Annotated in this window: 38 protein-coding genes and 3 pseudogenes; 9 read left to right on the forward strand and 32 right to left on the reverse strand. The window is 30.5% G+C overall.

Going from position 1 to position 24,779, the window contains the following annotated elements; translation table 11 throughout:
- Positions 1-120: 120 nt before the first annotated feature.
- Positions 121-303, reverse strand: a complete 183-nt coding sequence (locus ACY3JM_RS09240; protein WP_463111328.1) for a hypothetical protein — start codon at positions 301-303, stop codon at positions 121-123.
- Positions 304-332: 29 nt separating this feature from the next.
- On the opposite strand from ACY3JM_RS09240, the gene ACY3JM_RS09245 reads away from it, so the two are divergent.
- Complete coding sequence (locus ACY3JM_RS09245) at positions 333-851, forward strand: hypothetical protein (protein ID WP_463111329.1); 519 nt, start codon at positions 333-335, stop codon at positions 849-851.
- A gap of 18 nt (positions 852-869) precedes the next feature.
- On the opposite strand, the gene ACY3JM_RS09250 is transcribed toward ACY3JM_RS09245, so the two are convergent.
- The 14 genes and pseudogenes from ACY3JM_RS09250 to ACY3JM_RS09315 form a co-directional block, all read right to left on the reverse strand.
- Positions 870-2,588 (reverse strand): ABC transporter ATP-binding protein, encoded by a 1,719-nt coding sequence (locus ACY3JM_RS09250; RefSeq protein WP_463111330.1) that lies wholly within the window; start codon positions 2,586-2,588, stop codon positions 870-872.
- A 62-nt stretch (positions 2,589-2,650) separates the two neighbouring features.
- Complete coding sequence (locus ACY3JM_RS09255) at positions 2,651-2,830, reverse strand: hypothetical protein (protein ID WP_463082669.1); 180 nt, start codon at positions 2,828-2,830, stop codon at positions 2,651-2,653.
- Positions 2,831-2,833: 3 nt separating this feature from the next.
- Positions 2,834-4,144 (reverse strand): annotated as a pseudogene (locus ACY3JM_RS09260) (alkaline phosphatase).
- 273 nt (positions 4,145-4,417) lie between these two features.
- Positions 4,418-4,564, reverse strand: coding sequence for a HepT-like ribonuclease domain-containing protein (locus ACY3JM_RS09265; RefSeq protein ID WP_463111810.1), 147 nt, complete (start codon positions 4,562-4,564; stop codon positions 4,418-4,420).
- Between the two features lie 19 nt (positions 4,565-4,583).
- The gene (locus ACY3JM_RS09270) at positions 4,584-4,844 is read right to left on the reverse strand and encodes a HepT-like ribonuclease domain-containing protein (RefSeq protein WP_463111331.1); all 261 of its coding nucleotides are present in this window, start codon (positions 4,842-4,844) and stop codon (positions 4,584-4,586) included.
- A 152-nt stretch (positions 4,845-4,996) separates the two neighbouring features.
- Positions 4,997-5,221, reverse strand: coding sequence for a nucleotidyltransferase domain-containing protein (locus ACY3JM_RS09275; protein WP_463111332.1), 225 nt, complete (start codon positions 5,219-5,221; stop codon positions 4,997-4,999).
- A gap of 3 nt (positions 5,222-5,224) precedes the next feature.
- Positions 5,225-5,671, reverse strand: a complete 447-nt coding sequence (locus ACY3JM_RS09280; protein ID WP_463082673.1) for an arsenate reductase ArsC — start codon at positions 5,669-5,671, stop codon at positions 5,225-5,227.
- A 4-nt stretch (positions 5,672-5,675) separates the two neighbouring features.
- Positions 5,676-6,443 carry an MBL fold metallo-hydrolase gene (locus tag ACY3JM_RS09285; RefSeq protein ID WP_463111333.1) on the reverse strand — a complete coding sequence of 256 codons (768 nt, stop codon included), beginning with the start codon at positions 6,441-6,443 and terminating at the stop codon, positions 5,676-5,678.
- Complete coding sequence (locus tag ACY3JM_RS09290; RefSeq protein WP_463082675.1) at positions 6,421-6,792, reverse strand: NifB/NifX family molybdenum-iron cluster-binding protein; 372 nt, start codon at positions 6,790-6,792, stop codon at positions 6,421-6,423. Before ACY3JM_RS09290 ends, ACY3JM_RS09285 begins: the two co-directional genes overlap by 23 nt.
- A gap of 22 nt (positions 6,793-6,814) precedes the next feature.
- Positions 6,815-6,922: pseudogene (locus ACY3JM_RS09295) on the reverse strand (P-loop NTPase); the annotation flags it as partial.
- On the reverse strand, positions 6,915-7,121 hold the full coding sequence (locus ACY3JM_RS09300) for a ferredoxin (RefSeq protein ID WP_463111334.1): 207 nt from the start codon (positions 7,119-7,121) through the stop codon (positions 6,915-6,917). The gene ACY3JM_RS09300 and the pseudogene ACY3JM_RS09295, both read right to left, overlap by 8 nt.
- Positions 7,122-7,173: 52 nt before the next feature.
- On the reverse strand, positions 7,174-7,395 hold the full coding sequence (locus ACY3JM_RS09305) for a DUF5320 domain-containing protein (protein WP_463111335.1): 222 nt from the start codon (positions 7,393-7,395) through the stop codon (positions 7,174-7,176).
- 3 nt (positions 7,396-7,398) lie between these two features.
- Positions 7,399-7,779, reverse strand: coding sequence for a PadR family transcriptional regulator (locus tag ACY3JM_RS09310; protein ID WP_463082678.1), 381 nt, complete (start codon positions 7,777-7,779; stop codon positions 7,399-7,401).
- Positions 7,780-7,914: 135 nt separating this feature from the next.
- The gene (locus ACY3JM_RS09315; protein ID WP_463111336.1) at positions 7,915-8,382 is read right to left on the reverse strand and encodes a peroxiredoxin; all 468 of its coding nucleotides are present in this window, start codon (positions 8,380-8,382) and stop codon (positions 7,915-7,917) included.
- 208 nt (positions 8,383-8,590) lie between these two features.
- On the opposite strand from ACY3JM_RS09315, the gene ACY3JM_RS09320 reads away from it, so the two are divergent.
- The 3 genes and pseudogenes from ACY3JM_RS09320 to ACY3JM_RS09330 all read left to right on the forward strand — a co-directional run bounded on the left by ACY3JM_RS09320 (position 8,591) and on the right by ACY3JM_RS09330 (position 10,677).
- Positions 8,591-8,779, forward strand: coding sequence for a glycosyl hydrolase family 18 protein (locus ACY3JM_RS09320; protein WP_463082680.1), 189 nt, complete (start codon positions 8,591-8,593; stop codon positions 8,777-8,779).
- A 49-nt stretch (positions 8,780-8,828) separates the two neighbouring features.
- A pseudogene (locus ACY3JM_RS09325) lies at positions 8,829-9,530 on the forward strand (glycoside hydrolase family 18 protein).
- On the forward strand, positions 9,520-10,677 hold the full coding sequence (locus ACY3JM_RS09330; protein WP_463111337.1) for a GNAT family N-acetyltransferase: 1,158 nt from the start codon (positions 9,520-9,522) through the stop codon (positions 10,675-10,677). Before ACY3JM_RS09325 ends, ACY3JM_RS09330 begins: the two are co-directional and overlap by 11 nt.
- Here the strand turns inward: ACY3JM_RS09330 and ACY3JM_RS09335 are convergent.
- Both ACY3JM_RS09335 and ACY3JM_RS09340 read right to left on the reverse strand, forming a co-directional pair.
- Positions 10,652-11,194, reverse strand: a complete 543-nt coding sequence (locus ACY3JM_RS09335; RefSeq protein WP_463111338.1) for a glycosyltransferase — start codon at positions 11,192-11,194, stop codon at positions 10,652-10,654. The genes ACY3JM_RS09330 and ACY3JM_RS09335 overlap by 26 nt on opposite strands.
- 189 nt (positions 11,195-11,383) lie before the next feature.
- Positions 11,384-11,848 carry a glycosyltransferase gene (locus tag ACY3JM_RS09340; RefSeq protein ID WP_463111339.1) on the reverse strand — a complete coding sequence of 155 codons (465 nt, stop codon included), beginning with the start codon at positions 11,846-11,848 and terminating at the stop codon, positions 11,384-11,386.
- Positions 11,849-11,905: 57 nt separating this feature from the next.
- On the opposite strand from ACY3JM_RS09340, the gene ACY3JM_RS09345 reads away from it, so the two are divergent.
- Both ACY3JM_RS09345 and ACY3JM_RS09350 read left to right on the forward strand, forming a co-directional pair.
- Positions 11,906-12,301, forward strand: a complete 396-nt coding sequence (locus ACY3JM_RS09345) for a DUF1284 domain-containing protein (RefSeq protein WP_463082684.1) — start codon at positions 11,906-11,908, stop codon at positions 12,299-12,301.
- Positions 12,277-13,014: a hypothetical protein gene (locus ACY3JM_RS09350; RefSeq protein ID WP_463111340.1), complete on the forward strand. Its 738-nt coding sequence runs from the start codon at positions 12,277-12,279 to the stop codon at positions 13,012-13,014. Before ACY3JM_RS09345 ends, ACY3JM_RS09350 begins: the two co-directional genes overlap by 25 nt.
- 262 nt (positions 13,015-13,276) lie before the next feature.
- Here the strand turns inward: ACY3JM_RS09350 and ACY3JM_RS09355 are convergent, their stop codons facing one another.
- Complete coding sequence (locus tag ACY3JM_RS09355) at positions 13,277-13,420, reverse strand: hypothetical protein (RefSeq protein ID WP_463082686.1); 144 nt, start codon at positions 13,418-13,420, stop codon at positions 13,277-13,279.
- A gap of 4 nt (positions 13,421-13,424) precedes the next feature.
- Here ACY3JM_RS09355 and ACY3JM_RS09360 point away from each other — a divergent pair, with 4 nt between their 5' ends.
- Positions 13,425-13,691 carry a hypothetical protein gene (locus tag ACY3JM_RS09360; protein WP_463111341.1) on the forward strand — a complete coding sequence of 89 codons (267 nt, stop codon included), beginning with the start codon at positions 13,425-13,427 and terminating at the stop codon, positions 13,689-13,691.
- Positions 13,692-13,747: 56 nt separating this feature from the next.
- Complete coding sequence (locus ACY3JM_RS09365; protein ID WP_463111342.1) at positions 13,748-13,906, forward strand: hypothetical protein; 159 nt, start codon at positions 13,748-13,750, stop codon at positions 13,904-13,906.
- A gap of 67 nt (positions 13,907-13,973) precedes the next feature.
- On the opposite strand, the gene ACY3JM_RS09370 is transcribed toward ACY3JM_RS09365, so the two are convergent.
- From ACY3JM_RS09370 to nikR, 10 genes are all read right to left on the reverse strand, one after another.
- Positions 13,974-14,141, reverse strand: coding sequence for a hypothetical protein (locus ACY3JM_RS09370; RefSeq protein WP_463111343.1), 168 nt, complete (start codon positions 14,139-14,141; stop codon positions 13,974-13,976).
- Between the two features lie 67 nt (positions 14,142-14,208).
- Positions 14,209-14,403 carry a hypothetical protein gene (locus ACY3JM_RS09375; protein WP_463082688.1) on the reverse strand — a complete coding sequence of 65 codons (195 nt, stop codon included), beginning with the start codon at positions 14,401-14,403 and terminating at the stop codon, positions 14,209-14,211.
- A gap of 377 nt (positions 14,404-14,780) precedes the next feature.
- Positions 14,781-15,089 carry a hypothetical protein gene (locus ACY3JM_RS09380; RefSeq protein ID WP_463082689.1) on the reverse strand — a complete coding sequence of 103 codons (309 nt, stop codon included), beginning with the start codon at positions 15,087-15,089 and terminating at the stop codon, positions 14,781-14,783.
- Positions 15,029-15,403: a hypothetical protein gene (locus ACY3JM_RS09385; RefSeq protein ID WP_463111344.1), complete on the reverse strand. Its 375-nt coding sequence runs from the start codon at positions 15,401-15,403 to the stop codon at positions 15,029-15,031. Before ACY3JM_RS09385 ends, ACY3JM_RS09380 begins: the two co-directional genes overlap by 61 nt.
- A 55-nt stretch (positions 15,404-15,458) precedes the next feature.
- On the reverse strand, positions 15,459-16,826 hold the full coding sequence (locus ACY3JM_RS09390) for an MFS transporter (protein ID WP_463082691.1): 1,368 nt from the start codon (positions 16,824-16,826) through the stop codon (positions 15,459-15,461).
- Between the two features lie 42 nt (positions 16,827-16,868).
- Positions 16,869-17,609, reverse strand: coding sequence for an energy-coupling factor ABC transporter ATP-binding protein (locus tag ACY3JM_RS09395; RefSeq protein ID WP_463111345.1), 741 nt, complete (start codon positions 17,607-17,609; stop codon positions 16,869-16,871).
- The gene (cbiQ, locus tag ACY3JM_RS09400) at positions 17,585-18,379 is read right to left on the reverse strand and encodes a cobalt ECF transporter T component CbiQ (protein ID WP_463111346.1); all 795 of its coding nucleotides are present in this window, start codon (positions 18,377-18,379) and stop codon (positions 17,585-17,587) included. The genes ACY3JM_RS09395 and cbiQ overlap by 25 nt, the downstream gene beginning before the upstream one ends.
- Positions 18,380-18,715 carry a PDGLE domain-containing protein gene (locus ACY3JM_RS09405; RefSeq protein WP_463082694.1) on the reverse strand — a complete coding sequence of 112 codons (336 nt, stop codon included), beginning with the start codon at positions 18,713-18,715 and terminating at the stop codon, positions 18,380-18,382.
- Complete coding sequence (gene cbiM / locus ACY3JM_RS09410) at positions 18,708-19,388, reverse strand: cobalt transporter CbiM (RefSeq protein WP_463111347.1); 681 nt, start codon at positions 19,386-19,388, stop codon at positions 18,708-18,710. Before cbiM ends, ACY3JM_RS09405 begins: the two co-directional genes overlap by 8 nt.
- 60 nt (positions 19,389-19,448) lie before the next feature.
- Complete coding sequence (nikR, locus tag ACY3JM_RS09415; RefSeq protein ID WP_463082696.1) at positions 19,449-19,850, reverse strand: nickel-responsive transcriptional regulator NikR; 402 nt, start codon at positions 19,848-19,850, stop codon at positions 19,449-19,451.
- A gap of 133 nt (positions 19,851-19,983) precedes the next feature.
- On the opposite strand from nikR, the gene larE reads away from it, so the two are divergent.
- Positions 19,984-20,799: an ATP-dependent sacrificial sulfur transferase LarE gene (gene larE / locus ACY3JM_RS09420; RefSeq protein WP_463082697.1), complete on the forward strand. Its 816-nt coding sequence runs from the start codon at positions 19,984-19,986 to the stop codon at positions 20,797-20,799.
- Positions 20,800-20,811: 12 nt separating this feature from the next.
- Here larE and ACY3JM_RS09425 read toward each other — a convergent pair whose 3' ends face one another.
- From ACY3JM_RS09425 to ACY3JM_RS09440, 4 genes are all read right to left on the reverse strand, one after another.
- Positions 20,812-21,990, reverse strand: a complete 1,179-nt coding sequence (locus tag ACY3JM_RS09425; protein ID WP_463111348.1) for an FprA family A-type flavoprotein — start codon at positions 21,988-21,990, stop codon at positions 20,812-20,814.
- 191 nt (positions 21,991-22,181) lie between these two features.
- Positions 22,182-22,940 (reverse strand): SDR family NAD(P)-dependent oxidoreductase, encoded by a 759-nt coding sequence (locus tag ACY3JM_RS09430; protein ID WP_463082699.1) that lies wholly within the window; start codon positions 22,938-22,940, stop codon positions 22,182-22,184.
- Between the two features lie 12 nt (positions 22,941-22,952).
- Positions 22,953-24,236: a TRAP transporter large permease gene (locus ACY3JM_RS09435; RefSeq protein WP_463082700.1), complete on the reverse strand. Its 1,284-nt coding sequence runs from the start codon at positions 24,234-24,236 to the stop codon at positions 22,953-22,955.
- Between the two features lie 2 nt (positions 24,237-24,238).
- Entirely contained in the window at positions 24,239-24,718 is a 480-nt protein-coding gene (locus ACY3JM_RS09440) for a TRAP transporter small permease (protein ID WP_463111349.1), read from the reverse strand.
- Positions 24,719-24,779 lie beyond the last annotated feature (61 nt).

Here is a 24,779-nt window from a genome sequence, read left to right on the forward strand (position 1 = left end):
AAAACATGAACTAATTACTTTTTGGGTTTTTACTGTATTACTCTCCCCTACCCAATAAAAATTATCTTATTTTATGGATAGGGGAGAATAAACTTAGAAAAACCAATTATTATAAGCCTTTTAATATATCTTTACAAATGAACTAAGAAAATTTGTAAAATAAGCTATAATCTTTACAAAAATGGGAATTAAAGTATATGCAACAATAATTAAAACAATAAATTGAATAAGAAATAATATTGGATGCTTCTTTAAGCTCATAGAACCAAAAATATTTTTAAAAATTTTAATTACTCTTTCCATATATTTTTTGTATATTAACCTCTATTAATATGACTTTCCAATTTCATTTCTATGAATTTCCAGATGAAACTAAAATTATTTTGTTCATCTCATCCTTTATGGCACTTTTTAATAGAAAGAAAATTTTTCCATATCTTACCAAAAATGTTTTAATACTCTTTGAACTTTTTTCAAAAAGTTGGAAAAACTTCTTCTCAGAATTTAAAAATAAATGGGAAATTAAAAAGTTTATCTCTTTTATGGGAAAGGACATTCATCCATTCTTTTTAGCAAGAAGATATCTTGCTGAAAATTTTATTAATAACCTTTCTCCAAAAAATAGAAGTAAATTTATTAATTTCTACTTATCCCTCCCTGAGAAAGATAGAGAAATTATTGATATCTTTGTAAGAAATTATGTTAGATACAATAGAAAATGGGAATTTGATATTCCACTAATATCAAATGGTTTGAATAACTTCATCGAAACTTATAAACTACCGAAAATTCCTTCCTATCTCTCTTTCTTTTCTTTTGATAAAAAGGAAAGAAAAAATTTCAAAAAATAATTATTAGGATGAACAAAATTAGCAATTTTTGTTGATTAACTCCACTTTAATTATTCTCCCCTTCTCAAGATAAACCACTTTATCAATTATTTCCCAAGGAATCTCTCTATGGGATATGATTATGCATGTCTTATCTCTCATAAACTTCTCTATATATTCATAAATCTTTCTCTCAACTGTCATATCAACTTCCGATGTGGCTTCATCAAGTATTAAAACATTTGGCTTCTTTAGTACAGCCCTTAAAAAGGCTATTATTTTCTTTTGTCCACCTGATATCTTTGCTCCTCTCTCTCCTATTATCGTGTTAAGTCCATCTTTAAATCCTTCCATAAAAATATCATAAAGCTCTGCTGTCTTTAAAAGATTAATGATTTCTTCATCCTTCACTTGTGGTATCACATAGGCTACATTGTTTCTCACAGTATCGTTAAATAAAAATACATTTTGAGAAACAATACCAATTTTTTCTCTAAGAGATGACAGTTTTATGTCCTTTATATCTATTCCGTCTATTACAATTTCTCCCTCTAAAGGGTCATACATCCCTAAAAGTAACTTTATTAAGGTACTTTTTCCAGATCCATTAGGCCCTAAAATCACTACCTTCTCCCCTGGTTTTATGTGTAAATCTATCCCTTCTAAAACTTTCTTCTCTCCATCGTAAGAAAAAGAAATATTCTTAAATTGTATGTCTCCTATTAAATTTTTAAGCTCTATATTCCCTTCCTTCTCTTTCTCTGCTTCTAATATCTCTGATACTCTTTGAAGAGAAACAAAAGCTGGATACAAAGATAAACTAAATGTAGCCATACTTTGAATTGGACCATAAAGCTTTTGCAGGTATCCTACAAAAGCTAAATAGCTTCCAATCGTAAAAGAACCCTTTATTATATCCATCCCTCCTACCCATAAAATTAAAAGACCACCTAAAGCGATAATAACAAAATTTAACTCTCCAAAAATGGTAAAAAATATACTTTGTAATAAATTCTTCCTGGCAAGACCTTTAAATTCCTTTTTTACCTCTTCAGCTTCCCTTTCCTCAGTCCCAAATAGCCTCACAACCTCTACTCCTGAAACTTTCTCTTGTATCTTTCCCATAATATTTGCTGATCCCTCAAGAACATCCTTTGTCGCTGATACTAATCCTAAGGAAAATGCCCTTATAACTACATAATAAGCTGGAAGTATGGAAATAGCATAAAAAGTCAATTTTAAATTAAGATACATTAGCATTAAAAGGGCAAATACAAACTCAAAAAATCTTATCATCTGATTTATCACTGTAGATGAAAAGAAAAGACCAAGACCTTCCACTTCTCCTATTCTTGCTAATATATATCCTGTCTGAGCCTCATCATAAAATCTAAAAGGTAGCTTTAAAATCTTTCTAAATAAATCACTCTTTAGACTTGATAATACTTCCTGGCTTACCTTTGCAAAATAATAACTTGATATCCCTGAAAAAATGGTCCTTCCTATGTGTAATATCGCAGAAATTACTACAAGATAACCAAAAAATCTAATATCTTTATTTCCTAAGAATACATTGTCAAAAATAATTTTAGAAATATAAGGAATGGGAGTCGCAATTAAAGATGTAATTAAAAGAAACAAACTTGCAATAATAAAAGTTCTTATATACTCCTTAATATAAGGAAAAAGGATCTTAAGCTTTGAGTAATTTATCTTTTCCTGAGATAAAAAAGGAATATCTGAATCCTTTTTATTCATAATAAGTTCTTTTCACAATTATTCAAGAAATTATCTGAAGGAGGAGCCAAATGCTCCTCCTTTTAATCAATTTCAATTATAAATACATGTTCCTGTCCATCAAAGATTATATTTTTTACAATTCCCTCTTCTTCAGAAATTATCTCCTTCAACTCTGAAGATAGTCCTAATTTATCTCCTTTTTTCACTCTCTCCCCTATCTTTACTAATACACCAAAGGTTGCATCAACCTTATATATCATATTTTATTTTAAAAGGATGTATCCTGCAAGATCTGCAATCTTCTTTGCTATATCGGTATTATCATAAACTCCTGTAAAGACCTCTGCTCCCTCTCCAAAGGCATATACAGGGACACTTCCACCGGAATGAGATGTTGTAGTCCATCCAATTTGAGCTCTTGCAGAAATTACATCTCCAATTAGAGTTGCATTTGCTTTCTTAATCTTTTCTATCTCATCAGGTTTAAGATCAGAAATTCCTACATACTCCTCAAAAATCTTCTTTATCTCTTCATCACTCTTCCCTTTCACGAGTTCTGCAAGTACATTTGTAGAGACTTTCTGCTTCTTTAGAACATCAGGAGAAATTTCATATTTTCCAGTGGAAAGTTCAATCCCTCCTGTCTCATGATCTGCAGTGATGACTATTAAAGTATCTGGATTTTCTTCTAAGAATTCTAAGGCTACTTTTATTGCTTCATTAAATTCATAGACTTCCCAAATCGCATTTGCAGGATCATGTCCATGATTTGCCCAATCTATTTTTTCACCTTCAATCATTATAAAGAATCCATTTTCATTTCTATTTAATATTTCTAAAGCTTTTCTTGTCATGTCAGCAAGAGATGGAACTTTTGCTTTTAAGAATTCTCTATCCATATAATATGGTAGATATTCATAATCAAAGAGACCTAAAAGTTTCCCATTTTTTACAACTGCTCTTTCAAGTTCTTCAGGGGTAGATACAAATTCATATCCTGCTTTTTTAAATTCCTCTATTAAATTTCTATCATCTTTTCTTTTACTTTTTGGATCAGATTTAGGAAGGAAGTAAGAAAGTCCACCACCCATTTATATATCTGCAGTTTTGAATTCTGCATATTGATCTGCTACTGGAAGCTCATCTCTTGAGGTGGTATGAGCAGAAAAAGCAGCAGGAGTTGCATGGGTTATAGTTACATTAGTTATTAACCCTGTAGATTTTCCAAGTTCTTTTGCTGCTTCTAAAAGGGTTTTTACAACCTTTCCATCTGGAGTTATACTTAACCATGCATTGTTTGTCTTAAATCCTGTTGCTAAAGCAGTTCCTGCTGCTGCAGAATCTGTAACTAATGTGTTTGCTGCATATGTTTTTGCAATTCCTACATAGGGTGCTTTTTCAAAATCTAAATATCCTTCCTTCCCTACAAGAACTATTCTTGCAATATCAACACATTCAAGTCCCATGCCATCTCCTATAAAAAATATAACATTGCGAACTCTTGCTTCTTGAGCAGGAACAAAAGAAAAGACTAAAAACAATAAAAGAGATAAAATGATTAAATATCTTTTCATTTTAGTCTCCTTCTTTATTAAATAATTTAGGGATATATCCCATAATAGATTTTATAATAATAAATTTAAAAAGTTATTAGATCTAATTTAAATCTTATTAATAAAATCTCATTTTAGGAGTTTTTATTTTGTAAGTGTAGATATGAATGAAAGATATAAAATGGAGGAAGTTAGAGTTTATCAGGAGGGTAAGAGAAGACAAAGAAGATGTAGAATTCATAGCCAGCATTTTAGCCCTCAATACCCTTTCTACTATCGTATTATTTGTATTTGTTAACTACTTTCTAACATAACCTCAAAATCTTTGATTAATTTCTTTATTTCTCCTATCTCATCTTTCATATATTTTTCAATTAACTCCCATCTAATTTCAAGATATTGATGAGCCAATATATTTCTCATTCTCGCAATTTCAGAAATTTAATCATAATTTATATTTTTAAAAAATTTTTTCTTTTAGAGAAAGAATTATCTCTCTATATGTATCTGGAATAGGAATATCAAATTCAGAAAGAGTTATTTTAATTATATCTATTAAGGCATTAGCAATATTTTCTATGATTCTTTCTATTATCCTTTGAGTATTTCTATCACTTTTGTAATCCTCATAAGTTATATTCTCATATCTTTTTAAATCTTGCATTTCCGTATTAATAAAATCTATTCTCTTAATTATTTTAATCTTATTTATATCTTTCATTCTCTCTTCTCATTTTGTATAGATCTAAAATAAAGTCCTTTAAGTCTATAGCTTCAGAGGATACCTCTAACATATAATCAGTATAAAAATCGTAATTTCTTATTATTATTTTTTCTCCTCTGATAGCCTCAAAAGCAACAAGAGGTTTCGCATTATTTAATACAATAAGGTCTATATCTTTTTTTTAATAAATCCTCAAGTTCATCCCATATTTTTTCTACTTCTTTTATGTCATATTCCTTTAGATAAATAGCAATATCTATATCAGAATGTCTATGAACCTTTCCCTTGGATAAAGATCCAAAAAGAAAAGCCATTATCACATTTTCTTTTTTATTAAAATAATCTTTTAGTTTTTCTAAAATTTCTTCTTTCATAATTTAAGGTAAGAAAAATTGCTCTTTCTCTTCTTTATTCTCTATAAAAAATTCCTTTATCCATTCTAATATTTCATCTCTAACTTTTCTAAAGGCTGAAAGCTTCTCTTCATATGTACCTTCTACACTTGCTGGATCCATAAAACCTCTGTGAACATATTTTTTTCCACCAGGAAAATAGGGACAATTTTCCTTTGCATTATCACAAACTGTAACTACATAATCAAAGTTTTCTCCTTTAAATTCATCTATACTTTTGCTTTTATGATGAGAAATATCTACTCCTATCTCCTTTAGTACTTCTATAGCCAGAGGATTTACCTTAGAGGGATTAGTTCCTGCAGAAAAAGCTTGAAACCTATCTCCATACAAAGCATTCATAATACCTTCTGCCATCTGTGATCTTGCGGAGTTATGGGTACATATAAAAAGAACACGCTTTTTATCCATTGAATCACCTCTTGTTCAAGATTTTTATAGCCTCCTCTCCCGTACAATGATATGGGATTATATTCTCAATGTCAAATTTTTGAAGGCTATTTATTACTTTTTCTATTTTAGGAAAGGTAGATTTATAAAGGTGAAAACCTCCCATAAGAATCTTTATTCTCTTATTAAATTTCTTTATTGCATATTCTACTATATTAACAATTCCTCTATGAGCACATCCCGTAACTAATATTATACCATCACCCTCATTTATAACTAAGTTCAATTCTTCTTCAAAAAAATCTCTTTCTTTCTTATCTCCTCTCGTTACATAAAAATAAGGATCTGGTTCTTCAAAATCATTTTTAAAAGGTGCAGGACCAAAAACATAAATAGAGTCAGAAATCTTAAGCACTTCATCTTTAATAACCACAAAATCTAAAAATCCTCTTAAACTTTCCCATTCTATCCCTGTAAAACGTTCATTACTATATTTAGGCAGAAAAGCTTCCTCTTTAAGAATGACTTTATATTTTTTATTAAAGGGCAAAAGATATTTCAGTCCTCCTGCATGATCATAATGACTATGGCTTATGATTATATTTTCAACTTTTGACAAGTCTTTTCCCAAAATCTTAGCATTTTTTATAAACACATCAGTACTTCCTGTATCAAAAAGGAGAAATCTTCCCTCTTTTTCAATGAGCACAGAAAAGCCATGCTCTGCTAATAGAGGAAAGGAGAGTCTATCGTCACACAAAACTGTTATTTTAGTCAAGAAGTTCTGAGACATTAGTAAGTTCACCCTTTAAATAGAGCTCTATAGCTTTATCCACATCCGTTTCATCAGTCACATAAACTTCTATTCCAGCAGAAGTCAAATCATCATAAAGTCTTCTTCCCATCCCATGAGAAATTACAGCTTTGCAATCTTTTAAGTTTTCAATAATAACCGCATGAGTATCATATTGATGATGAAGTCCCTTTTCATATAATCCCCTGGCATGTCCAGTAAAGGTATTTGGAATATATTCTCTACTTTTTATCTCTCCATTTTCTATATCAAAAATTAAAAAACCCTTTGTCCTTCCAAAATGGGCAGAAATTATTTTTCCATCATCAGAAGCAACTGCAATCTTCATGATATCCACCTCCTATCTTTCCTTTATATCCTTTCATAGCAAGAGCCACAGAAAGATTTGCAGAGAATGTACTTTTTCCAACTCCTCCTTTTCCACTCATTACTACGATTTTATGCTTAATTTTATTCATTCTTCTTTCTCCTTTCCTCTATCAATCTGTGATGATAAGATCCTTCCCTTATAAGAGCTGATCCACAATTAGGACAACGCTCATTTCTACAGGGAATTCCTGGAGTATGTACCTTTTTATAACCACATTTAGAGCATATGCAAAAACCCTCAGGACCTAAACCACTATGATGATTATGATGTACATGTTCTTCATTCATAAAATTACCCTCCATTAATAAAATTTTAGGGCGGGATAAACCCCGCCCCTTTTTACTTAAGTTCTTCCAAGCGTCTCTTTATATCCTCAAGATCAGCCTCAAGATCTTTTTTCCAAGCTTCCAAAAGTTCCTTTTCTTCCTCCTTGGTAAGCCCAGGGTAAGGATAATATCCAGCACCTCTCCACCACCATCTACGACCCCAAAAAGACCATGGGCACCAAGGAGCTCCATAACCTCCGAAACCCCATCCATGGCCTCTCCACCATCTCCACATATTTTACACCTCCTTTCCTTCAACAAATTCCAAAAATTTATCAATTCTATCTCTCATTTCCTTTATGTAATTTATTAACTCTTTTTTTACCATCAACCCTTCAGGTGTAATTGAGTAAACTCTTTTTGCAGGACCTTCTCCAGTTTCCCAACGAGATCTTATAAGGCCTTCCATCTCTAAGATTCTAAGAATTCTATAACCTGTACCCATCCCAGAAGGTCCTCTACAAAAACAAAACTCTGGAAAATATTCATCAAGCATGTTTAAAAGCTCATACCCATGAAGATCCTTCTTAGATAGAGCAGAAAGGACAAAGACTCTGAGCCAAAATCCTGGGGCAAAACCCACATCTCTTTTTCCCATTCCTTGTCTAAATCCTTTCAAATATATTCACCTCCATATATATGCTACATACATATATAAACCTAAAAAATATAAATGTCAATAGTTAAAAATTAAAATTGAAAATATAGATAGTGGGGGTAGATTTAATTACCTTTTAATGAGGCTAAATCAAAATTAATCTTTTAAAAAAAGAAATATTTCTTCTATATCAGGAAGCTCTTTAAGAGGATATATTTTAAAAAAGATAATCTCTCCATCCTCATCTACAACTACATTCGCTCTTTCCGAAAATCCATATTCTTCTATGAATATGTTATATTTTTTGGCTACTTCCCCGTGCGGCCAAAAATCCGATAATATTCTCAACTTTTTTATTCCCAAACTGTCAGCCCAAGCCTTTTTAGATGGTACAGGATCCACGCTTATACCTACTGGTATTACATTAAGTTCAAGAAATCTTGCATAATTCTCTTCAAGAGATTGCATTTGTTTTGCACATACAGAAGTCCATGCCAGAGAATGAAAAGAAAGAAGTATCTTTTTACCTTTAAAATCAGAAAGTTTAAATTCCTTTCCATCTTGATCCCTTAAGGAAAAATCAGGAGCTAAGTCTCCAATCCTAAGTCCCTTATTCTGAGTCATTTTATTACCTCCAATATTTTATAATAGAAGATTGTAGGATATTTTCCAGAATGGAAGGTAAAAGATGAATATCTAAATTACTCTGTAGAAGATATATCATGGAATCTACTCACTCATATAAATTATGCCTTTATGAAAAATTGTAGATGGAAAGGTAGCCCCATTAGAGGAAAATCTTTTTCAAAAGAATACGGAAAAGATAAAATATTTGAAAAATGAATATAAAGATGTAAAAATCTTAATCTCTATAGGAGGTTGGACAGATTCTGGAGAATTTTCTGATATAGCATTTAGCCATAAAAATAGACTTATCTTTGCTAATAGCGCATTAGAGATTATAAGAGAATTTAATCTTGATGGTATAGATATATCCAGTAAGTGGGGGATTACCTACTAATAAGGTAAGACCAGAAGATAAGGAAAATTTTACTTTACTTTTAAAAGACATAAGAGAAGTTTTAGATGATGCTGAAGGTAGAGATAAAAAGTCCTATTTGTTAACAATTGCAGGACCTGCAGGATACAGAGAAATTCATAATACAGAACCTGATAAATATCACATATATATAGATTTTTTAAATCTTATGACCTATGATTTTCATGGTAGATGGGATAAATATACAAATCATCACTCTCCTCTATTTTCTAATCCTAAGGATCCTGATCCTATAAGTAGAGAAAGATCAAATTGTGATTTTGCAATAAAAGAATATTTAAAATTTGGATTACCTTCTGAAAAAATAGTTCTTGGTGTTCCATTTTACGGGAAGGGATAGATATGCCAAGATGATGGTGAAAATAGCTTATTTGCAAAAGTTATTGGTATACCTGCAGGTATGTACGATACTGAGGACCATCCTTCAGGAAGTAATCCCTTCTTCTTCATAAAAGGAGTTTTAGAAAATAATCAAGATTTTCATAAATTTAGAGATGAGCATGCAAGGGCACCTTGGCTTTGGAACCCCAAAGAAAGAATCTTCTATACCTATGATGATGAGATCTCAATAGAGGAAAAATGTGAATATGTTATAAGAAACAATCTGGGTGGAATTATGATATGGGAGATAACAGATGATTATCCTTTTAAAGGAAATACTTTACTTTCTCTAATTCATAAATCCCTTAGGGGGGAAATTAGTGGAAATTAATATATTAAATCCATCCCATATGGATGAACTTATAGAACTATTGAGTCAATCATTTCTTCTTCCTTATAAACAAGTAACATGGGTTAATGAAAAAAGTATTAGAAATTGTATAGGAATTTTTGAAAAAAATAAACTTGTATCCGCTTTAGTTATAAATCCTTTTGAAGTCTATATTAGAGGTAAATTATTTACTCTATCAGGTATAGGAGGAGTTGCTACGCTTCCAGAACATAGAGGAAAAAATTATATCCATATTCTTTTAAAAGAAGCCATTAAGATATCAAAAGATAGAGGTCTCATTTTCTCTTCTTTATATCCCTTCTCCTACGAGTTTTACAGATTATTTGGATGGGAACTTTGTGGTTTCCAAAAGAGATATAGGGTTAAATTAAGATTAATTCCAAAATTTAAAGAAACTGAAAAAGTTAAGAAAATTCCTTTAACTGACTGGAATTACATTAAACCTGTATATGAGAAATATGCTAAAAATTTTTCTGGTATGATAAAAAGAAGTGATGAAAGATGGGAAAATAATATATTTTGGACAAAAGACCTTACTTATCTATATGTATATGAAGATATTGATCTTGAAGGCTATGTTCTATATCAAGTAGTTAAAGGGAGTATTAATAAAATAAATGTAAGAGAGATAATTGCATTGAACACCTCAGCATATAAAGGACTTCTTAGGATCTTTTCCAGACAATCAATAAATATAGAGGAAGCAGAATGGATAGCAGAAATAAATGATTCTCTTCATCTAATTCTTCCAAATCCTTATATATATTGCAATATTGAACCTACTTTCATGTTAAGAATAATTGAACTTAAGAAAGCTATTGAGGGAATGTCATTTGTAGAAGACATAAAAGAAAATATATTTGTAGAGATAAAAGATAATTATGCGGAATGGAATAATGGGGTATTTAAATTAATTGTAGAAGATGGAAAAGGATTTTTAGAAAAAGAAAATACCAGTTATTGGGATATATCTTTAAGTATAAATACATTATTTCAGATAATTTCAGGTTTTATATCTATAACTCAAGCTTTTGACTTAGGATTAATAGAAGTTAATAAAAAAATTATACTTAGGCTAAACAAAATTTTTACAACTTATCCTACATTCTCTTGTGATTATTTTTAAAAATTTTTTGATATATAAAAATTAATTCTTTATATCTTTCTACAACTTTGTCTACAACCTTTTCCCAAGGTCTATATAAAGTTTTTTGAGCATTCTTACCTACTTCCCTAAGAAGAGATTTATTTTTTATTAAATTTTCAATCATATTCGCATAGTAAAAAGCATTGTTCTCAGATAGAAAACCGTTATATCCATCAATTATTCCCTCGGATGCATTTGAACCTTTAATTAACAGGGAGGGACAAGAAAGAGCAAAAGTTTCCTGAAGAACTAAAGGGGATGCATCATATAAAGATGGAAAAAGGAAAAGATCAGCCCTCGCATAATATCCTTTTAAAAGTTCTCTATCAATAATCTTTCCTACAAAAATTACTTCATTTTCTAGTTTCAATTTTCTTACTAAATCTTTAAGATATTTTTCATCTTTTCCTGTTCCTACAATAAAAGCTTTAAAAAATAATCCTTTCTTTTTTAAATAATAAAGAGATTCTATAAGCATCTTTGTATTCTTATGCAATATTAATTACCCAACATATAGGAAAACATTATCATCTTGAGAAAGATTATAAATTTTACTTATCTTCTCCCTATACCCTTCCAAATTTTCTGGAGGAATAATGTCGGTTCCATTGGGAATAATTTCTATTTCTTTTTTAAATCAATATTCCTTAAGAGTTTTTGCAGTAGAAGAATTAACAGTCCAGACCTAATCAACCTTTTCATAAAATTTTACAATAATATTTACCCCTATACGTGCTAAAAAGTCTGATTTTGTTGCGGATTTAAAATCATCATAATATTTTGTATGAAATGTAGCAACAATTGGAATTTTCTTTTTTCTTGCAGTCTCCAAAGCAAAAAGTCCTGCTGAAAAGGTTGAATGGGCATGAACTATATGAAAAGGAATTTTTTCAACTCTCTTTATAGCTTTAAGATCTAAATAATGAATTCCCATTCTATATGGAGGTCGTAATGGCATAGGAATAGAAAAAAATCTTATAATATCAAAATCATCCTCATCTACAAATTTGGGAAAAGATGGGCAAATTACAATGCATTTACCATATTTTTTCTCAATCCAATGGGCATAGTTTTTTACTGTTAAAACAACTCCGTCAGTTATAGGAAGATATGCATCTGTAAATTGTCCAATTATTAAATTATTATTCATACTTTAAAGCTCTTCTCTCAAATATAATATAAAATTATATAGTAGAGGAAGAAAAATATGAATAATAAAGATATAAAAATAAGAGGACATCATTTGCTCTGTCTATTACATTTTGAAGGTAAAGGATATTCTGAAGAATTCATAGAAAACATGAAATTAATAAAAGAAAAATTAGACGAGGGATATAAATTTTTATTAGTTGTTGAAAAAGATAGTATTTGTAATATATGTCCATATTTAAAAGATGATAGATGTTTAAGGGAAAGATATCCGAAGGAAATAGAAAATAAAGATAAGGAAATAATAAATCATCTTAATTTGATTATAAATAAAAAATATAATTATTCTGATATAAAAAAGATAATTTTTAAGATGATAACAAGATCAAACTTTGAAAATTTCTGTAAAGATTGTTCTTGGTTTCTTTTTTGCTCACAAAAGAATTTATTCTGATAATTAATATATATGAAAAATCTATTTTTTTTACATTAATATTTCATTTTGATGATACTTATTTCTTTCAAGAAAATTTAAGAAGTATAGGAATTGAGATAGATCTAAGAGATATCTCTGGAACAAAATATATGTGTTCCTTTGAAAATTTAGAAAAGATAGAAAAAAGAATACCAAAAATAGAAAGGAAAATAAATTTTCTAGGAAAAGGAGATTACCATTACCTAACTTATCTTTCTTTAAGAAAGATAGATATACTTTTTGCTCTCTTAGTTGTTGACCATCATATAGACATAAAGAAAACTTTTGAGGGTTATATAAGTTGTGGTTCTTGGCTATTGGAGGCAATAAAAATTAAAACTTTAAAAAAGATAATTCTTATAAGTTCTTATGAAAAATTAGAAGGTAAAATATGTATAATTAAATTTGATTATAATAAGATAGAAAATCTTATAAAGGATTTACCTGTTTACATATCTATAGATAAAGATATTTTAGACAATTCTTATATAAATACAAGTTGGGATCAAGGTAATTTATCTTTAGATCAACTTCTATCATTATTTTTATTATTCCAAAGGGGAAAAATCTTGGGAATTGATGTATGTGGTGAACCAGCTTTTAACATATATGAATATAAAAAGAGTGAAAAAATAAATTTAGAAATCTGGAAAACTATAAATAACATAACTCCAATGAAAATTTCAGCATAAAGACATTTGGTAGAAAATATAGCTACCCCATCTACTTTTGCAATTGATACAATGAAAAAAAATACCTATCTGTAATCAGTATTTAAAAAAGGATGCCTCCTTGTGGTAGAATTTATAGACGATTTTCTATGTATATTTTACCAGATTTACCTCTATCAAAAAAGAGTAAAGAAGAAGTAAGCTTTAGTTAATAGAATTAGAAGATTTCTTCATAACCATAAATGGAATTTTATTGATGTCCAAATAAGTTTAGCTCATTTAATCATAAATAGAGTAAAATCTCCCTACTCTTTTGTTTTCTTCCTATAGGAGGTAGAGCTTTACCTATCCTTCTTGTTCCAGTTAGATTTGATTCTTTTTCTAAGCTAAAATGGAAAGGCGAAGTAGATTTAATCATAAAAGCCATATCTTTGCTCCTTCCTGTTCTTCTCAAGGGAACAGTCTTTGTATTTGATAGAGAGTTTACATATCCAGAGTTGACGTATTTTATCATAAGGTTAAATAGGAATGTATATGTAAATGGAAAACCTTTACGGAAATTAGGAGCTGGAGTTTATGAAAATGTTTTAGTACACAAAGTAATAGCTAATGTTTTTGTGAGAGGATATATTTCAGATGAAGAGGAAGAAGATTTCTATGCTTATGTTTCAAACCTGCCAGCGAATATGCTGAGCTAGGAACTCTACAGAAAAAGTATGAAGATGGAAGAGACAAAGTGTATCTTTTAACGAAGATGGAGGAGAAAAGAAGAAAAGCAAGAGGGCTTCTGGAAGAATTAGAGAAAAGGATAATCAGTTTAATAAATTTTGGATTGTTGTTAGTATCAAATTTTTATAGATTGAGGATAAAGAAACGTTTTGGGAAAGTCTTTACTTTCTCCCAATTTTTATGAGGAGCGTTATCGTGTCTATATATAGATTTATCAATAAATCTTCTCTCCCAATGGTATGAATATTTACCTAATTTTGAAAAAAAATATCTAAAAAACTTCCATCATAAAAGTACAGACGCAATTTCCATGGCTCTTGACTCTGAGTATATATTATCTCTCCATATTCAATGATTGAACCACACTCATTTAATGCGATATTTAACAAGTTAAGGTATGCTCTTGAGGTCTTCTTCAATTATTTTAAGAGTCTCCTCAAGATTTTCTAAAAGAATTAAGCCTTCCCATGTAGGATGTTCTGAAACTTACCCTTTAGAGATCTTTTTCTTAAGTTCTATTGAAGAGGATACTTTATACCTATCAAGAATCTCTAATATATCTATCTTTATCTTCCTTCTTTTTTCTCTTAAGAAAGCTCTTATACTTTCCTTAGTAACATCTTCAGAATTAATACCTAAATTATTGGCTATCTTTTTTATGAAATCCTCAGTGATGCTCATATTTATCACCTCAATTAAATTATAGCATAACATCTAAATTCAAATAAAAACTGGGATGTTCGAAAATTATAAAATTCAATAAATTTTCATAAGAAAATTGTTTAAGTCTTTATCAATTATTTTAAAAAAAGGCAATATAACAAATTGAAAAAAAATAAGGTTAAGGGCATAAAGGGCAAATACCGCTAAAGCTCTCTTCAAGGCTAAATCTTCTCTTATAAGTGCAAACTTTGACCCTAGTTTAAGTTTTATGTTACCAAAAACCCCCTCTATTAAATATCTCATTTCCTTTCCCTATCTCTCCCCCCAACCTTGGATTCTTTCCTCAATGGATGTTTTATCCCAACCCTCCAAGTCTCTTTCATCTTAACTGCCAACTAACACCCAAGCCCCCTCACCCTCTCCAATATGTCTACAGCATTAAATCCCTTGTTTCCAATAAAAGGTAACCCCAAAAGTTTATCAACCCTACCAAGAAGTCTACGCAACATCTCAACCTCAGAAGCATATGCAAAAACTACCTCACAACACAAAAGAATTATCCTTTTCTTCTCATCTATCCCAACTAATAAAACAGCCCTAACATGTGAGGCAACTTCCTTTGCAACTATCCCACGAAGCCATCCTAAAACATATTTCTCTCGATAACCAAATCCAGTGTCCCATCTACTACTAAACCTTTCCATCTTCTTCCATCTCTCCGAAAAAACATCTCCCCAACCTTCTCAATTAACTCTTGTAAAACCTCCTTCGGAAGTTTTTGAACCCTATAATGATAGGTACCTAAAGCTGGAACAGAATACCCTTCAAGAGAGACATATTCTAAAATCTCTCTATAGGAAAACTTATGCAAAGTTTGAAATAGCCAGAGAGAAATGATAAACACATCATCATAAGACTTAGGTCTGCCTATCTTTTTTGAAGTTAAAATTGTGTTTTCCCTCAAAAGTTCTTTTACTAATTGAAGCATTTTACAAGAAGAATACTTTGACCTTATCATTTCTCTTCATCTATTCTTAATTTTTGATTTTATCATAATTTGGGACTAATGTGTTTTAGAACACCCCAATCTTATTCTTAATCTTTTTTACAATATGGTTTTTAAGCTCTTCTACAGGCTTAGACCTTTCCTCATGTATCCTTGGTAAAAATATTCTTGAAAACATAAATCTTAAAACTCCTGACAATATAAATATTAAATGATATTCCACAAGGTATAATCCCGTAACATTATTAATAAAGGCTACTATTGGTGGAGCCACATATTCTATAATATATCCTCCCAAAATAAAAGATAAGGCATTAACTATTCCTACAAAAAAGTTTAAAACAGCAATATAAAAAGACCTATTTTCATTAGGAGAAAGATAAAGAGCCAGATTATTAAAAGTTAAATCAATTCCTGGCCAAAAAGTACCTGCAAATATTTGAACTAATATTACAAAAAAGAGCCAATTATTCGGTGTTGTAAAACACCATATATAGGGCAAGAAGCTTACAATTAATGTGCTTATAATAAGAACCGGTTTATTTCCAAACCTATCAATTAATCTTCCCAACATTCTGACTGAAAGAATAGTTATTACATTACTTACAATCTGAACATAAAGAGCTATTTCAAAATAACTCATCTTGAGATATTTAATCATGTATATGTTAAAATATGGAGCAGAGATATTTAATGCTATATTCCAAAAAACGGCAAATAAGAGAAAATTGGAAAACCTTGAATCTTTAATAACACTTTTCATCATCTTTCTAAAATTGACTTGAGAAAAATCAGATTTTTTCATAGGGGGATCATATACCCAGAAAAAGCAACAAATATCCAAAAGCCCTAAAATAGTAGCAAAAATAAAAACTATGGCAAAACCTATCAATCCATGGACCCTATCTAAAAACCATCCAATACTAAGCCCACTAATAAAAGAAACAAAGGTTGCAAGCATACTCCTATGACTAAAGAATCTTCCCCTTATCTCAATAGGAACCAAGTCTCCCATCCAGGACATAAAACTTACGTTAATAAATGCCCCTCCAACAGCAGTAATTGCTAAAAGAAAAACAATTAAAGAAAACAAAAGATTTTTGTCAGATATAAAGAAGGGTAATATAGGAATAAAAAGCCAAGGTATTCTCTGAATAAAGCCGCCTAAAAAAAAGATTATCTTTCTCTTTTTTGTTCTTTCTAAAACATAAGATGCAAAGAGTTGTATAGCCCCACCTAAAACTGGCATAGCCAACATAAAACCATAAAGTAGATCTCCAAAACCAAGTTCCTTTGCAAAACCAGCAATAGGAGCTCCTGTTGTTACGTTAAAAAATACTATACCAAAGCATACTCCAAGAATTACTAAATTTAAGCTTCTTTTAAGCTCTACATCCTCTACAAAATAAGTTGTAAAGAAATCTTTTATTTTCATAGAAAAAAATTATATCACAATTATGTTTTTATAAAATAGGATCTATATCAAATTAGCAAATCTAAGAAAATCCTCATCTAAAAAGATATCCTCATAATTTCCCACTCTTAATATATTTTTCTCCTCTCCCATCACATAAAACTTATCTGCAATTTTAATGGCAGTATTTAAATCATGAGTAGCAGTAATAACAGTTTTACCATTATGTTGAAGTTCCTCAATTATTTCTATAAATTCTCTTACACTTCTTGGATCAAGTCCATTCGTAGGCTCATCTAATAAAATAATCTCTGGATCAATGATCAAAAGAGACGCTAAAGCAACCTTCTTCTTTTCTCCTTCACTTAATTGAAAGGGAGAACGTTCTAAAAGATGGGATATACGAAACAAATCCGAAATTTGTGATATTTTCCTTTCTATCTCTGCTTCCTGAAATCCCAGTTGTATAAGTCCAAAGGAAAGTTCCTCCCTCACAGTGGGTAAAAATAATTGGGCATCTATGTTTTGAAAAAGAAGTACTACTGATTTTCTAAATTTATAGTTAAACTCTGGATCCTCAAAACGATCTTCATCTACCTCTTCTCCACAAAAATAAAATTTACCTTCCTGAGGAAATAAAAGAGCATCCAATACTTTCAAAAGGGTAGTTTTTCCAGCACCATTAGGTCCTAAAATTGCTACTTTTTCTTGTTTTTTTATTTCTAAACTTATAGAATTTAAGGCTTTTTTTTCTTTTGTATAGTAATAACTTACATTTTCTAACTTAAAAATTGGTCCATGCATAACAAAACTCCCCAAAATAAAATCAATATACTCACAAAAATATAATCCTCCTTTTTTAATCCATTATTCATAGGGATTTTAAATCTCTTACTTATACCTCTTGAGGTCATTCCTTGAGAAACTTCTTTCATAAGTTCCTGAGATTTTAGAAATAAAAGAGACATACTACCACCAATCCAAGCGTATTCTCTTCTTAATTCATAATTTATCATTCTACTTTTCTTAGCCAAAAACATTTCTAAAGCCAAAGTAACCAGCAAAAAGATATATCGATAAGTCATGGCAATAATATATATTATAAGTGATGGTACAAAAAGACTCCTTAAACCTTTTATAATCTCAACCCAAGAACTAGTAAATAATAAGAATTGTATCAGAGAAATAGATGCTAATATTCTTAGAAAGAATCTTAAAGCTACTTCCAATCCTTCCTTATAGAAACCTAAAGAAAAAGTTATAGGATTAAAGAAAATATATGGAAGAATAATTATAAAAGAAAATAATAATCCAAAGGATAGCACCCTTTTACAAAAATTCCTCAGATCTATCCGGACAAAAAGAATTAAGATTAATATCAAAATATTAGAGAATAAAAGCAAATACAGACTTTTAAAAAGGGTAATAAATATAATGGACATTATGACAGAAAAAAATCTTACTTTCTCTGAAATTTTCTTACAAAAATAAGGACACTCTAACTTTTTAAAAATTAGAGTGTCCTCTAAGAATCTACTTAGTTCTAATATAGTTTTATCAACATAATTACTCATTTATTTCTGTATTTTCTTATTAACTATGATTATAAGATATGTTACAATAATTACAATAGCAGTACCTATCAACCCAGTAATTAAATATCCTAAGATCTCATAAAAAAGTCCCTTTTCAATCCAACTTTTAAGATTATAATCCGGAAAGACAGGATTCCAAAAAGAAGAAAGTCTTTCAAGATCCTTTGGAACATACCCAATCATTTCCTTAAGTTCATCAGGTCCCCACTCCCCCCAAGCAGATCCAGCTCTAAAAAAGTAAGGTAATAAAATACCTAAAGGAGAAAGAAGAACAAGTATGAAAATACCAATAAATAGCTTTTTCGTTTTATACATGATAACTTTCCTCCTTTATAGTACCAGTCTTAACAAGATAATATAGTACTAAAACAGTAACTACAGCTTCTACTATTCCAAACAATAATAAATGCTCTATCATCATAGCAGGAATTGTAACTTTTAAAGGATAAGGACAGTATAAAGGTAATCCTTGAGAATCCTTAGATATAATTGGCTGAATTCCAAGTTCTAAAGCTGTTAATAATGCAGCTATATTTAGACCTATATAAGATCCTACTCCTGCACCTATAAGAGATCTTTTAGAAGATATAGGAGTTTTACCTCTTATCAACCTATAAATAAAGTATCCAACAAAAGGCATAGCAAAAGCCATATTAAAACAGTTAGCTCCAATTGCTGTGATACCCCCATCTCCAAAGATTAAAGCCTGTATTATAAGCACAATAGAGGTAAGTATAAGAGCTGTCCAAGGTCCAAAAAGTACTGAAAGGAGAACACTTCCTACAGCATGTCCTGTAGTACCACCAGGAATAGGAATATTAAACATCATTATAACGAAAGAAAAAGATGCCCCTATAGCAATTAAGGGAATAGTTTCTTCCTTTACTTTTTTCTTCATAGAAGAATAAGCCTTTGCCCATAAAGATACCATAACAGCAAACATACTACCATATGTTTGAGGTCCCAAATATCCATCAGGTATATGCATTATTTAGTCACCTCCGTAACATTAATTTTAAAAAAAATGTTACCATAAAAACAAAAAAATTTAAATAATATCAGTTATTGAAATATTGGTATGTCTTACCCACTTTAATGAAGAAAGCTCATCATATAGCTTTTTAATCTTCTCTACTCTTCCTCTTACTAATATCACTTCTAAACAATTTTTCTCATCAAAATGTACGTGCAACGTAGAAATTATCACATCATGATAATGATGTTGGATATCAGTAAGTTTATCTGCCAAACCATATACATCGTGCTCATATACCAAGCTTATGCTTCCTACTACCTTCTCTTTCTTTACATTCCATTTCTCTCTTACTATATAATCCCTTATAATATCTCTTATTGCCTCTGATCTGCTATTATAGCCCTTTTCCTCAATAATCTTGTCAAAGGCTTTTAATAAATCTTTTTCAATAGAAACACCAAAACGCTTTATCATGCTTGCCTTTTTAACAACTATATATTTTTTAAATTATATCATATATTTCAAGTTTTTATTTTTAATATTTTATTCCACAATTTGTACCTTTTTAGTATACTGTTTAAGGAAAAACACCTAAGGAGGATACAATATGGAAGAAAAATTAGAAAAATTAAGGTCTCTGTTAAAAGAATTAGGTGAAGTTACAGTTGCATATTCTGGTGGAGTAGATAGCACCTTTCTTCTAAAGGTATCAAAAGAGGTATTAAAAGATAATGTATTAGCAGTAACCTTAGTTTCTCCATTATTTCCTAAAAAGGAGATAGAAGAGGCTAAAAAATTAGCAGAAACATTAGGAGTTAAACACATAATTGTAGAAGATGAAAGTATTCTTCAAAATCCAGAGTTCATAAATAATTCTCCAGAAAGATGTTATATATGTAAAAAAATAAACTTCAAAAAAATATTAGAAATATCCAAAGAAAACAATATAGAGCATATAATAGAAGGAAGTAATGCAGATGATCTTAAGGATTATAGACCTGGAAGATTGGCTATAAAAGAACTGGGAATTAGAAGTCCTCTCTTAGAAGTAGGGTTAACAAAAGATGAAATAAGAAAACTTTCCCAAATGTTTGGCTTACCAACCTATGATAAACCATCTCTTGCTTGTCTTGCTACCCGAATACCATATGGAGAGAAGATAGAAAAAGAAAGACTGAAAAGGATTGAATTATCAGAAGAATTTATAAGAAATTTAGGAATCAAACAAATAAGAGTAAGAGATCATAATAATGTGGCAAGAATAGAAATTGAAGAAAAAGACTTTGATTTAATATTAAGTTTAAAGGATAAAATTATAAAAGAATTGAAAAGCCTTGGTTACAAATATATAACCTTAGATTTAGAAGGATATAGGACAGGAAGTATGAATGAGGAGATAATTAAAAGAGAGGGAGAGAAATAGTCCTCTCCCTTTCTATAATACTCCTATTTCTTTATGTTTGTTATAAATCTTTTGAGCAAGCTCATCAAGTAATCTAAAATCTTCTAATTTAAGAAATCCTTTTACTAAAACTGGATCTATTAATTCTACACTAAGATTTGTTAAGTTACTCTTTATGATGTCAAGAGTCCTACCACCCCATCCGTAAGAACCAATCACGGTGGCAAACTTTACCTTTGGCTTTAAAATATTAGCAAGATAGGTTACATACAATACCTTAGGATGAGGTCCAGCAAGCACTGTAGGAGTACCTATAACTAAAGTAGCTGTATCAACTAAAGACATAGCGATCTTTCCAATATCTGCTACAGTAAGGTCAAAAATTTGTACTTTTATTCCTTTTTCAATTAATCTATCTACAAAATAATCTACCATAATCTTTGTACTATCATGCATAGAAATATATGGAACCACAACCAAATTCTTTGGGTTATCGCTTATCCAATCTTTATAAGCATCTATTATAAAGGATGGGTTTTTATAAACTGGACCGTGACTTGGAGCTATAATATCTATATTAAGATCTTTAATCTTTTCTAAATTTTTCTGAATTATATTTCTAAAAGGCATCATAATCTCTGCATAATATCTTTTTGCAGCCTCATACACTAAACCTTCATCCTCCACAAAAAGATCTGATGTGGCCAAATGAGAACCAAATAAATCACATGTAAAAAGAATTTTATCTTCTAAAAGGTAAGATACAAAAGTTTCTGGCCAATGAACCCAAGGAGCATAAATAAATTTTAATGTCTTATTTCCTAAGGATAATGTTTCACCGTCATTTACAGTAATAAATTTGTCTTCAGGTATATGTAAATGACTCATAAGTAGCTCTTTACCTTTTGGATTTGTTACTACTTTTGCTGATGGATATCTTTCCAATACAAAAGGAATACTTCCAGAATGGTCTTGCTCAGCATGTTGAGATATAACATAATCTATATGATCTACATCCTTTAAATATTCAAAAAGGACATCTTTTTTTGTTGGATCTACAGTATCAATTAACGCTATCTTTTCACCTCCTATGATCAAATAAGCATTATAACTTGTACCATCTGGTAATGGGATCAGGGCATCAAATAGGGTTCTATTCCAATCCTGAGCCCCCACATAGTATATCCCATCTCTAATTTCCCTTTTATCCATCAATATTACCTCCTTTATTCCTATCATTTTAGTATGGTTTTCAGGAAATGATTATAACTCATTTTAAACAAAAATGCAAAAAATTTTCAATACTATGGATGTATCTTTATGATTTCAAAAGAGTGAAAAATTAAGAGATCTATTTCAAAAAATCTTTAAAAATTAAGGAGGAGATCCTAGGATCTCCCCCTTTAAGCAGTAAAACCACCATCAATAGAAATTATACTTCCAGTCATATACCCTGCTTCCTCACAAGCAGCAAAAAGTATTGCAAAAGCAATCTCTTCCTCCTTTCCAAGTCTTCCTATCGGTCTTCTTTCAGACATTTGTTTAAGAACCTCATCAGCATTTGGCAATTTCTGTAATCTTTCGGCAAGTCCTTGAGTAAAAGTTGTTCCAGGACATACCGCATTTACCCTAATATTATCTCTTGCATAATCAATCGCAAGTGATTTTGTAAGAGCAAGAATTGCACTTTTAGAAACACTGTAGGCACACCTTTCTGGAATTGCCCTTAGAGCAACCTCTGAAGAAATATTGACAATAACTCCTCCACCTTGTTTTTTCATTTCCATCACAGCATATTTGGATAAGAAAAATGGTCCTTTAACGTTTACAAGCATAGTTTTATCAAAATCTTCTTCTGAGGTATCTTCCACCTTTCCATAAACTACTATTCCAGCATTGTTAACTAAAATATCAATTTTCCCGAATGTATTTACTACCTCTTTAATAATCCTTTGGGCATCCTTTGGCGATGATACATCCCCTAAAATAAAAATAGCTTCTCCCCCTTGATCTTTAATAATTTTTACTGTTTCCTCTCCTCTATCCTCAGATATATCATTTACAGCGACTTTTGCCCCTCTTTCAGCAAACATAATGGCAGTCTTTCTTCCAATACCAGAACCTGCACCTGTAATAAGAACAACCTTATCTTTAAAATTCATAATATATCCCTCCTATTTTCCAAATATTAAGTTAGGAATAAACAGTACTAAATCTGGATATAAAATTATAGTAATAATCGCAATAACAATAGCTACAAGAAATGGCCACGATTCTTTTAAATATTCTTCTAAGGAGACATCTAATATGGTACATACAGCATACATAGCTGCTCCTACTGGGGGTGTAAAATTACCAACAGCACAAGCAATTACAAATATAAGACCAAAATGTATTGGATCAATTCCAAGCTTTATTGCTATTGGGAAAAATATGGAAGTTAACATCAAGATGAGAACTGTAGCATCAATAAAAGATCCAGCTATAAGAAGAATTACAATTAAAATAAGAAGGAACACAAAAGGATTATTAGTTATCCCTAAAATAAAGTTTGATATTAATTCTGGGATTCTTTCCCATACTATACCATAAGAAAAAATACTTGAAAAAGCAATTAAGGACATGGTAGCTCCTATATCAGTAACAGAACTTTTCAAGGCTTCTACGAAATTATTAAAATTAAGTTCTCTATAAGCCAAAAGTCCAACCAATACCGCATATACTACACAAAGAGCTCCTATCTCAGAAGGAGTAAAAAATCCCCCTCTAAGTCCAACAAGTAATATGATAGGGAAAAGAATTGCCCATATACTCTTTAGAAAACCTGTGGCTACTTCCTTAGCAGAAGGTCTCTTTTCCCTTAAAGGAGCAAAATTTCTAATTTTAGCTGTAATTGCGACTGTTATCATAAGATATACCATTATTAAAAGACCTGGTACTATTCCCCCTGCAAAAAGTCTACCTATTGAAACCTGAGCAATAGTTCCAAAAAGTACTAATCCAATACTGGGCGGAATTGTTGGCACTTCTAATGAAGAATAAACTAATACTCCTGCTGCATATCCCTTAGGAAGGCCCCTTCTTATCATCTCAGGACCAAGCATGCGAGCTTCCATAGCAGCATCAGCTATGGCAGAACCGGATACACCACCCATTAAAGCAGAAAGGACACAAGTTACCTGGGCAAGACCACCTCTCAGGTGTCCTACTAAAATCACGGATAGATCTATTAATCTCTTAGTTATGCCTGTTTTATTCATCATATTTCCTGCTGTTATGAATAAGGGAATCGCAAGAAGTGCAAAATTTATAGTTTGAGAAAGAGGTTGTTGAATTGGAGTAGTAATTGGAATTTCAGGATGTTGTAGAAAAAATAAAAATCCTGAAATAGCTATGGCAAAAACTACCGGCATACCAAGAAGCATAAATAGAAAGAAAAATATGATAACTAATAGCATGTTTAATTCCTCCTATTTTGTAAACCTTTTATTTCATCAATAATCTTTACTAAAGTGGTTATTAAAAGGAAAATAGCCCCACAAGGAATACTTAAAGTAGCCCACATATAACTAAAACCATACATCCCTTCAAAAGTCCTATATCTCTGTATAAAAGACAGTCTAACACCAAATATAATTAGGTATATTAAAAAACCAGAAATCACTAAATAGTTAAATATTCTTATATAACCTTGAACTCTCTTTGAAAATCTTTTCACCAAAAAATCTACATTCATAAGTTTATCCTGTCTATAAGCAGTATCCATTGCTAATATAGCAGCCCACGCAAATAGAAAACTTGCAAGAGGATTTGCCCAATAAATAGGATTATGAAGAAACCTTGCCACTCCACCAATAAATACCAGTGTAACTATAGCTACTAAAAAAACTCCTGAAATAAATTCTTCTACTTTTCCAAAAATTTCATATACCTTCCTCATTTAATCTTCCCCCTTTATTAAACAAACTTATGGGGAGCCTATAAAGGCTCCCCATATATTA

The sequence above is a fragment of the Dictyoglomus sp. SSW genome, from assembly GCF_055181335.1.

Excerpts from the sequence above, each read along its gene's own strand:
- ACY3JM_RS09240 (WP_463111328.1), bottom strand. The coding sequence starts at position 303 with ATGGAAAGAGTAATTAAAATTTTTAAAAATATTTTTGGTTCTATGAGC.
- ACY3JM_RS09245 (WP_463111329.1), top strand. The coding sequence starts at position 333 with ATGACTTTCCAATTTCATTTCTATGAATTTCCAGATGAAACTAAAATT.
- ACY3JM_RS09250 (WP_463111330.1), bottom strand. The coding sequence starts at position 2,588 with ATGAATAAAAAGGATTCAGATATTCCTTTTTTATCTCAGGAAAAGATA.
- ACY3JM_RS09255 (WP_463082669.1), bottom strand. The coding sequence starts at position 2,830 with ATGATATATAAGGTTGATGCAACCTTTGGTGTATTAGTAAAGATAGGG.
- ACY3JM_RS09270 (WP_463111331.1), bottom strand. The coding sequence starts at position 4,844 with ATGAAAGATATAAATAAGATTAAAATAATTAAGAGAATAGATTTTATT.
- ACY3JM_RS09275 (WP_463111332.1), bottom strand. The coding sequence starts at position 5,221 with ATGAAAGAAGAAATTTTAGAAAAACTAAAAGATTATTTTAATAAAAAA.
- ACY3JM_RS09280 (WP_463082673.1), bottom strand. The coding sequence starts at position 5,671 with ATGGATAAAAAGCGTGTTCTTTTTATATGTACCCATAACTCCGCAAGA.
- ACY3JM_RS09285 (WP_463111333.1), bottom strand. The coding sequence starts at position 6,443 with ATGTCTCAGAACTTCTTGACTAAAATAACAGTTTTGTGTGACGATAGA.
- ACY3JM_RS09290 (WP_463082675.1), bottom strand. The coding sequence starts at position 6,792 with ATGAAGATTGCAGTTGCTTCTGATGATGGAAAAATAATTTCTGCCCAT.
- ACY3JM_RS09300 (WP_463111334.1), bottom strand. The coding sequence starts at position 7,121 with ATGAATGAAGAACATGTACATCATAATCATCATAGTGGTTTAGGTCCT.
- ACY3JM_RS09305 (WP_463111335.1), bottom strand. The coding sequence starts at position 7,395 with ATGTGGAGATGGTGGAGAGGCCATGGATGGGGTTTCGGAGGTTATGGA.
- ACY3JM_RS09315 (WP_463111336.1), bottom strand. The coding sequence starts at position 8,382 with ATGACTCAGAATAAGGGACTTAGGATTGGAGACTTAGCTCCTGATTTT.
- ACY3JM_RS09340 (WP_463111339.1), bottom strand. The coding sequence starts at position 11,848 with ATGAATAATAATTTAATAATTGGACAATTTACAGATGCATATCTTCCT.
- ACY3JM_RS09345 (WP_463082684.1), top strand. The coding sequence starts at position 11,906 with ATGAATAATAAAGATATAAAAATAAGAGGACATCATTTGCTCTGTCTA.
- ACY3JM_RS09355 (WP_463082686.1), bottom strand. The coding sequence starts at position 13,420 with ATGGCTTTTATGATTAAATCTACTTCGCCTTTCCATTTTAGCTTAGAA.
- ACY3JM_RS09365 (WP_463111342.1), top strand. The coding sequence starts at position 13,748 with ATGGAGGAGAAAAGAAGAAAAGCAAGAGGGCTTCTGGAAGAATTAGAG.
- ACY3JM_RS09375 (WP_463082688.1), bottom strand. The coding sequence starts at position 14,403 with ATGAGCATCACTGAGGATTTCATAAAAAAGATAGCCAATAATTTAGGT.
- ACY3JM_RS09380 (WP_463082689.1), bottom strand. The coding sequence starts at position 15,089 with ATGGAAAGGTTTAGTAGTAGATGGGACACTGGATTTGGTTATCGAGAG.
- ACY3JM_RS09385 (WP_463111344.1), bottom strand. The coding sequence starts at position 15,403 with ATGATAAGGTCAAAGTATTCTTCTTGTAAAATGCTTCAATTAGTAAAA.
- ACY3JM_RS09390 (WP_463082691.1), bottom strand. The coding sequence starts at position 16,826 with ATGAAAATAAAAGATTTCTTTACAACTTATTTTGTAGAGGATGTAGAG.
- ACY3JM_RS09395 (WP_463111345.1), bottom strand. The coding sequence starts at position 17,609 with ATGCATGGACCAATTTTTAAGTTAGAAAATGTAAGTTATTACTATACA.
- cbiQ (WP_463111346.1), bottom strand. The coding sequence starts at position 18,379 with ATGAGTAATTATGTTGATAAAACTATATTAGAACTAAGTAGATTCTTA.
- ACY3JM_RS09405 (WP_463082694.1), bottom strand. The coding sequence starts at position 18,715 with ATGTATAAAACGAAAAAGCTATTTATTGGTATTTTCATACTTGTTCTT.
- cbiM (WP_463111347.1), bottom strand. The coding sequence starts at position 19,388 with ATGCATATACCTGATGGATATTTGGGACCTCAAACATATGGTAGTATG.
- nikR (WP_463082696.1), bottom strand. The coding sequence starts at position 19,850 with ATGATAAAGCGTTTTGGTGTTTCTATTGAAAAAGATTTATTAAAAGCC.
- larE (WP_463082697.1), top strand. The coding sequence starts at position 19,984 with ATGGAAGAAAAATTAGAAAAATTAAGGTCTCTGTTAAAAGAATTAGGT.
- ACY3JM_RS09425 (WP_463111348.1), bottom strand. The coding sequence starts at position 21,990 with ATGGATAAAAGGGAAATTAGAGATGGGATATACTATGTGGGGGCTCAG.
- ACY3JM_RS09430 (WP_463082699.1), bottom strand. The coding sequence starts at position 22,940 with ATGAATTTTAAAGATAAGGTTGTTCTTATTACAGGTGCAGGTTCTGGT.
- ACY3JM_RS09435 (WP_463082700.1), bottom strand. The coding sequence starts at position 24,236 with ATGCTATTAGTTATCATATTTTTCTTTCTATTTATGCTTCTTGGTATG.
- ACY3JM_RS09440 (WP_463111349.1), bottom strand. The coding sequence starts at position 24,718 with ATGAGGAAGGTATATGAAATTTTTGGAAAAGTAGAAGAATTTATTTCA.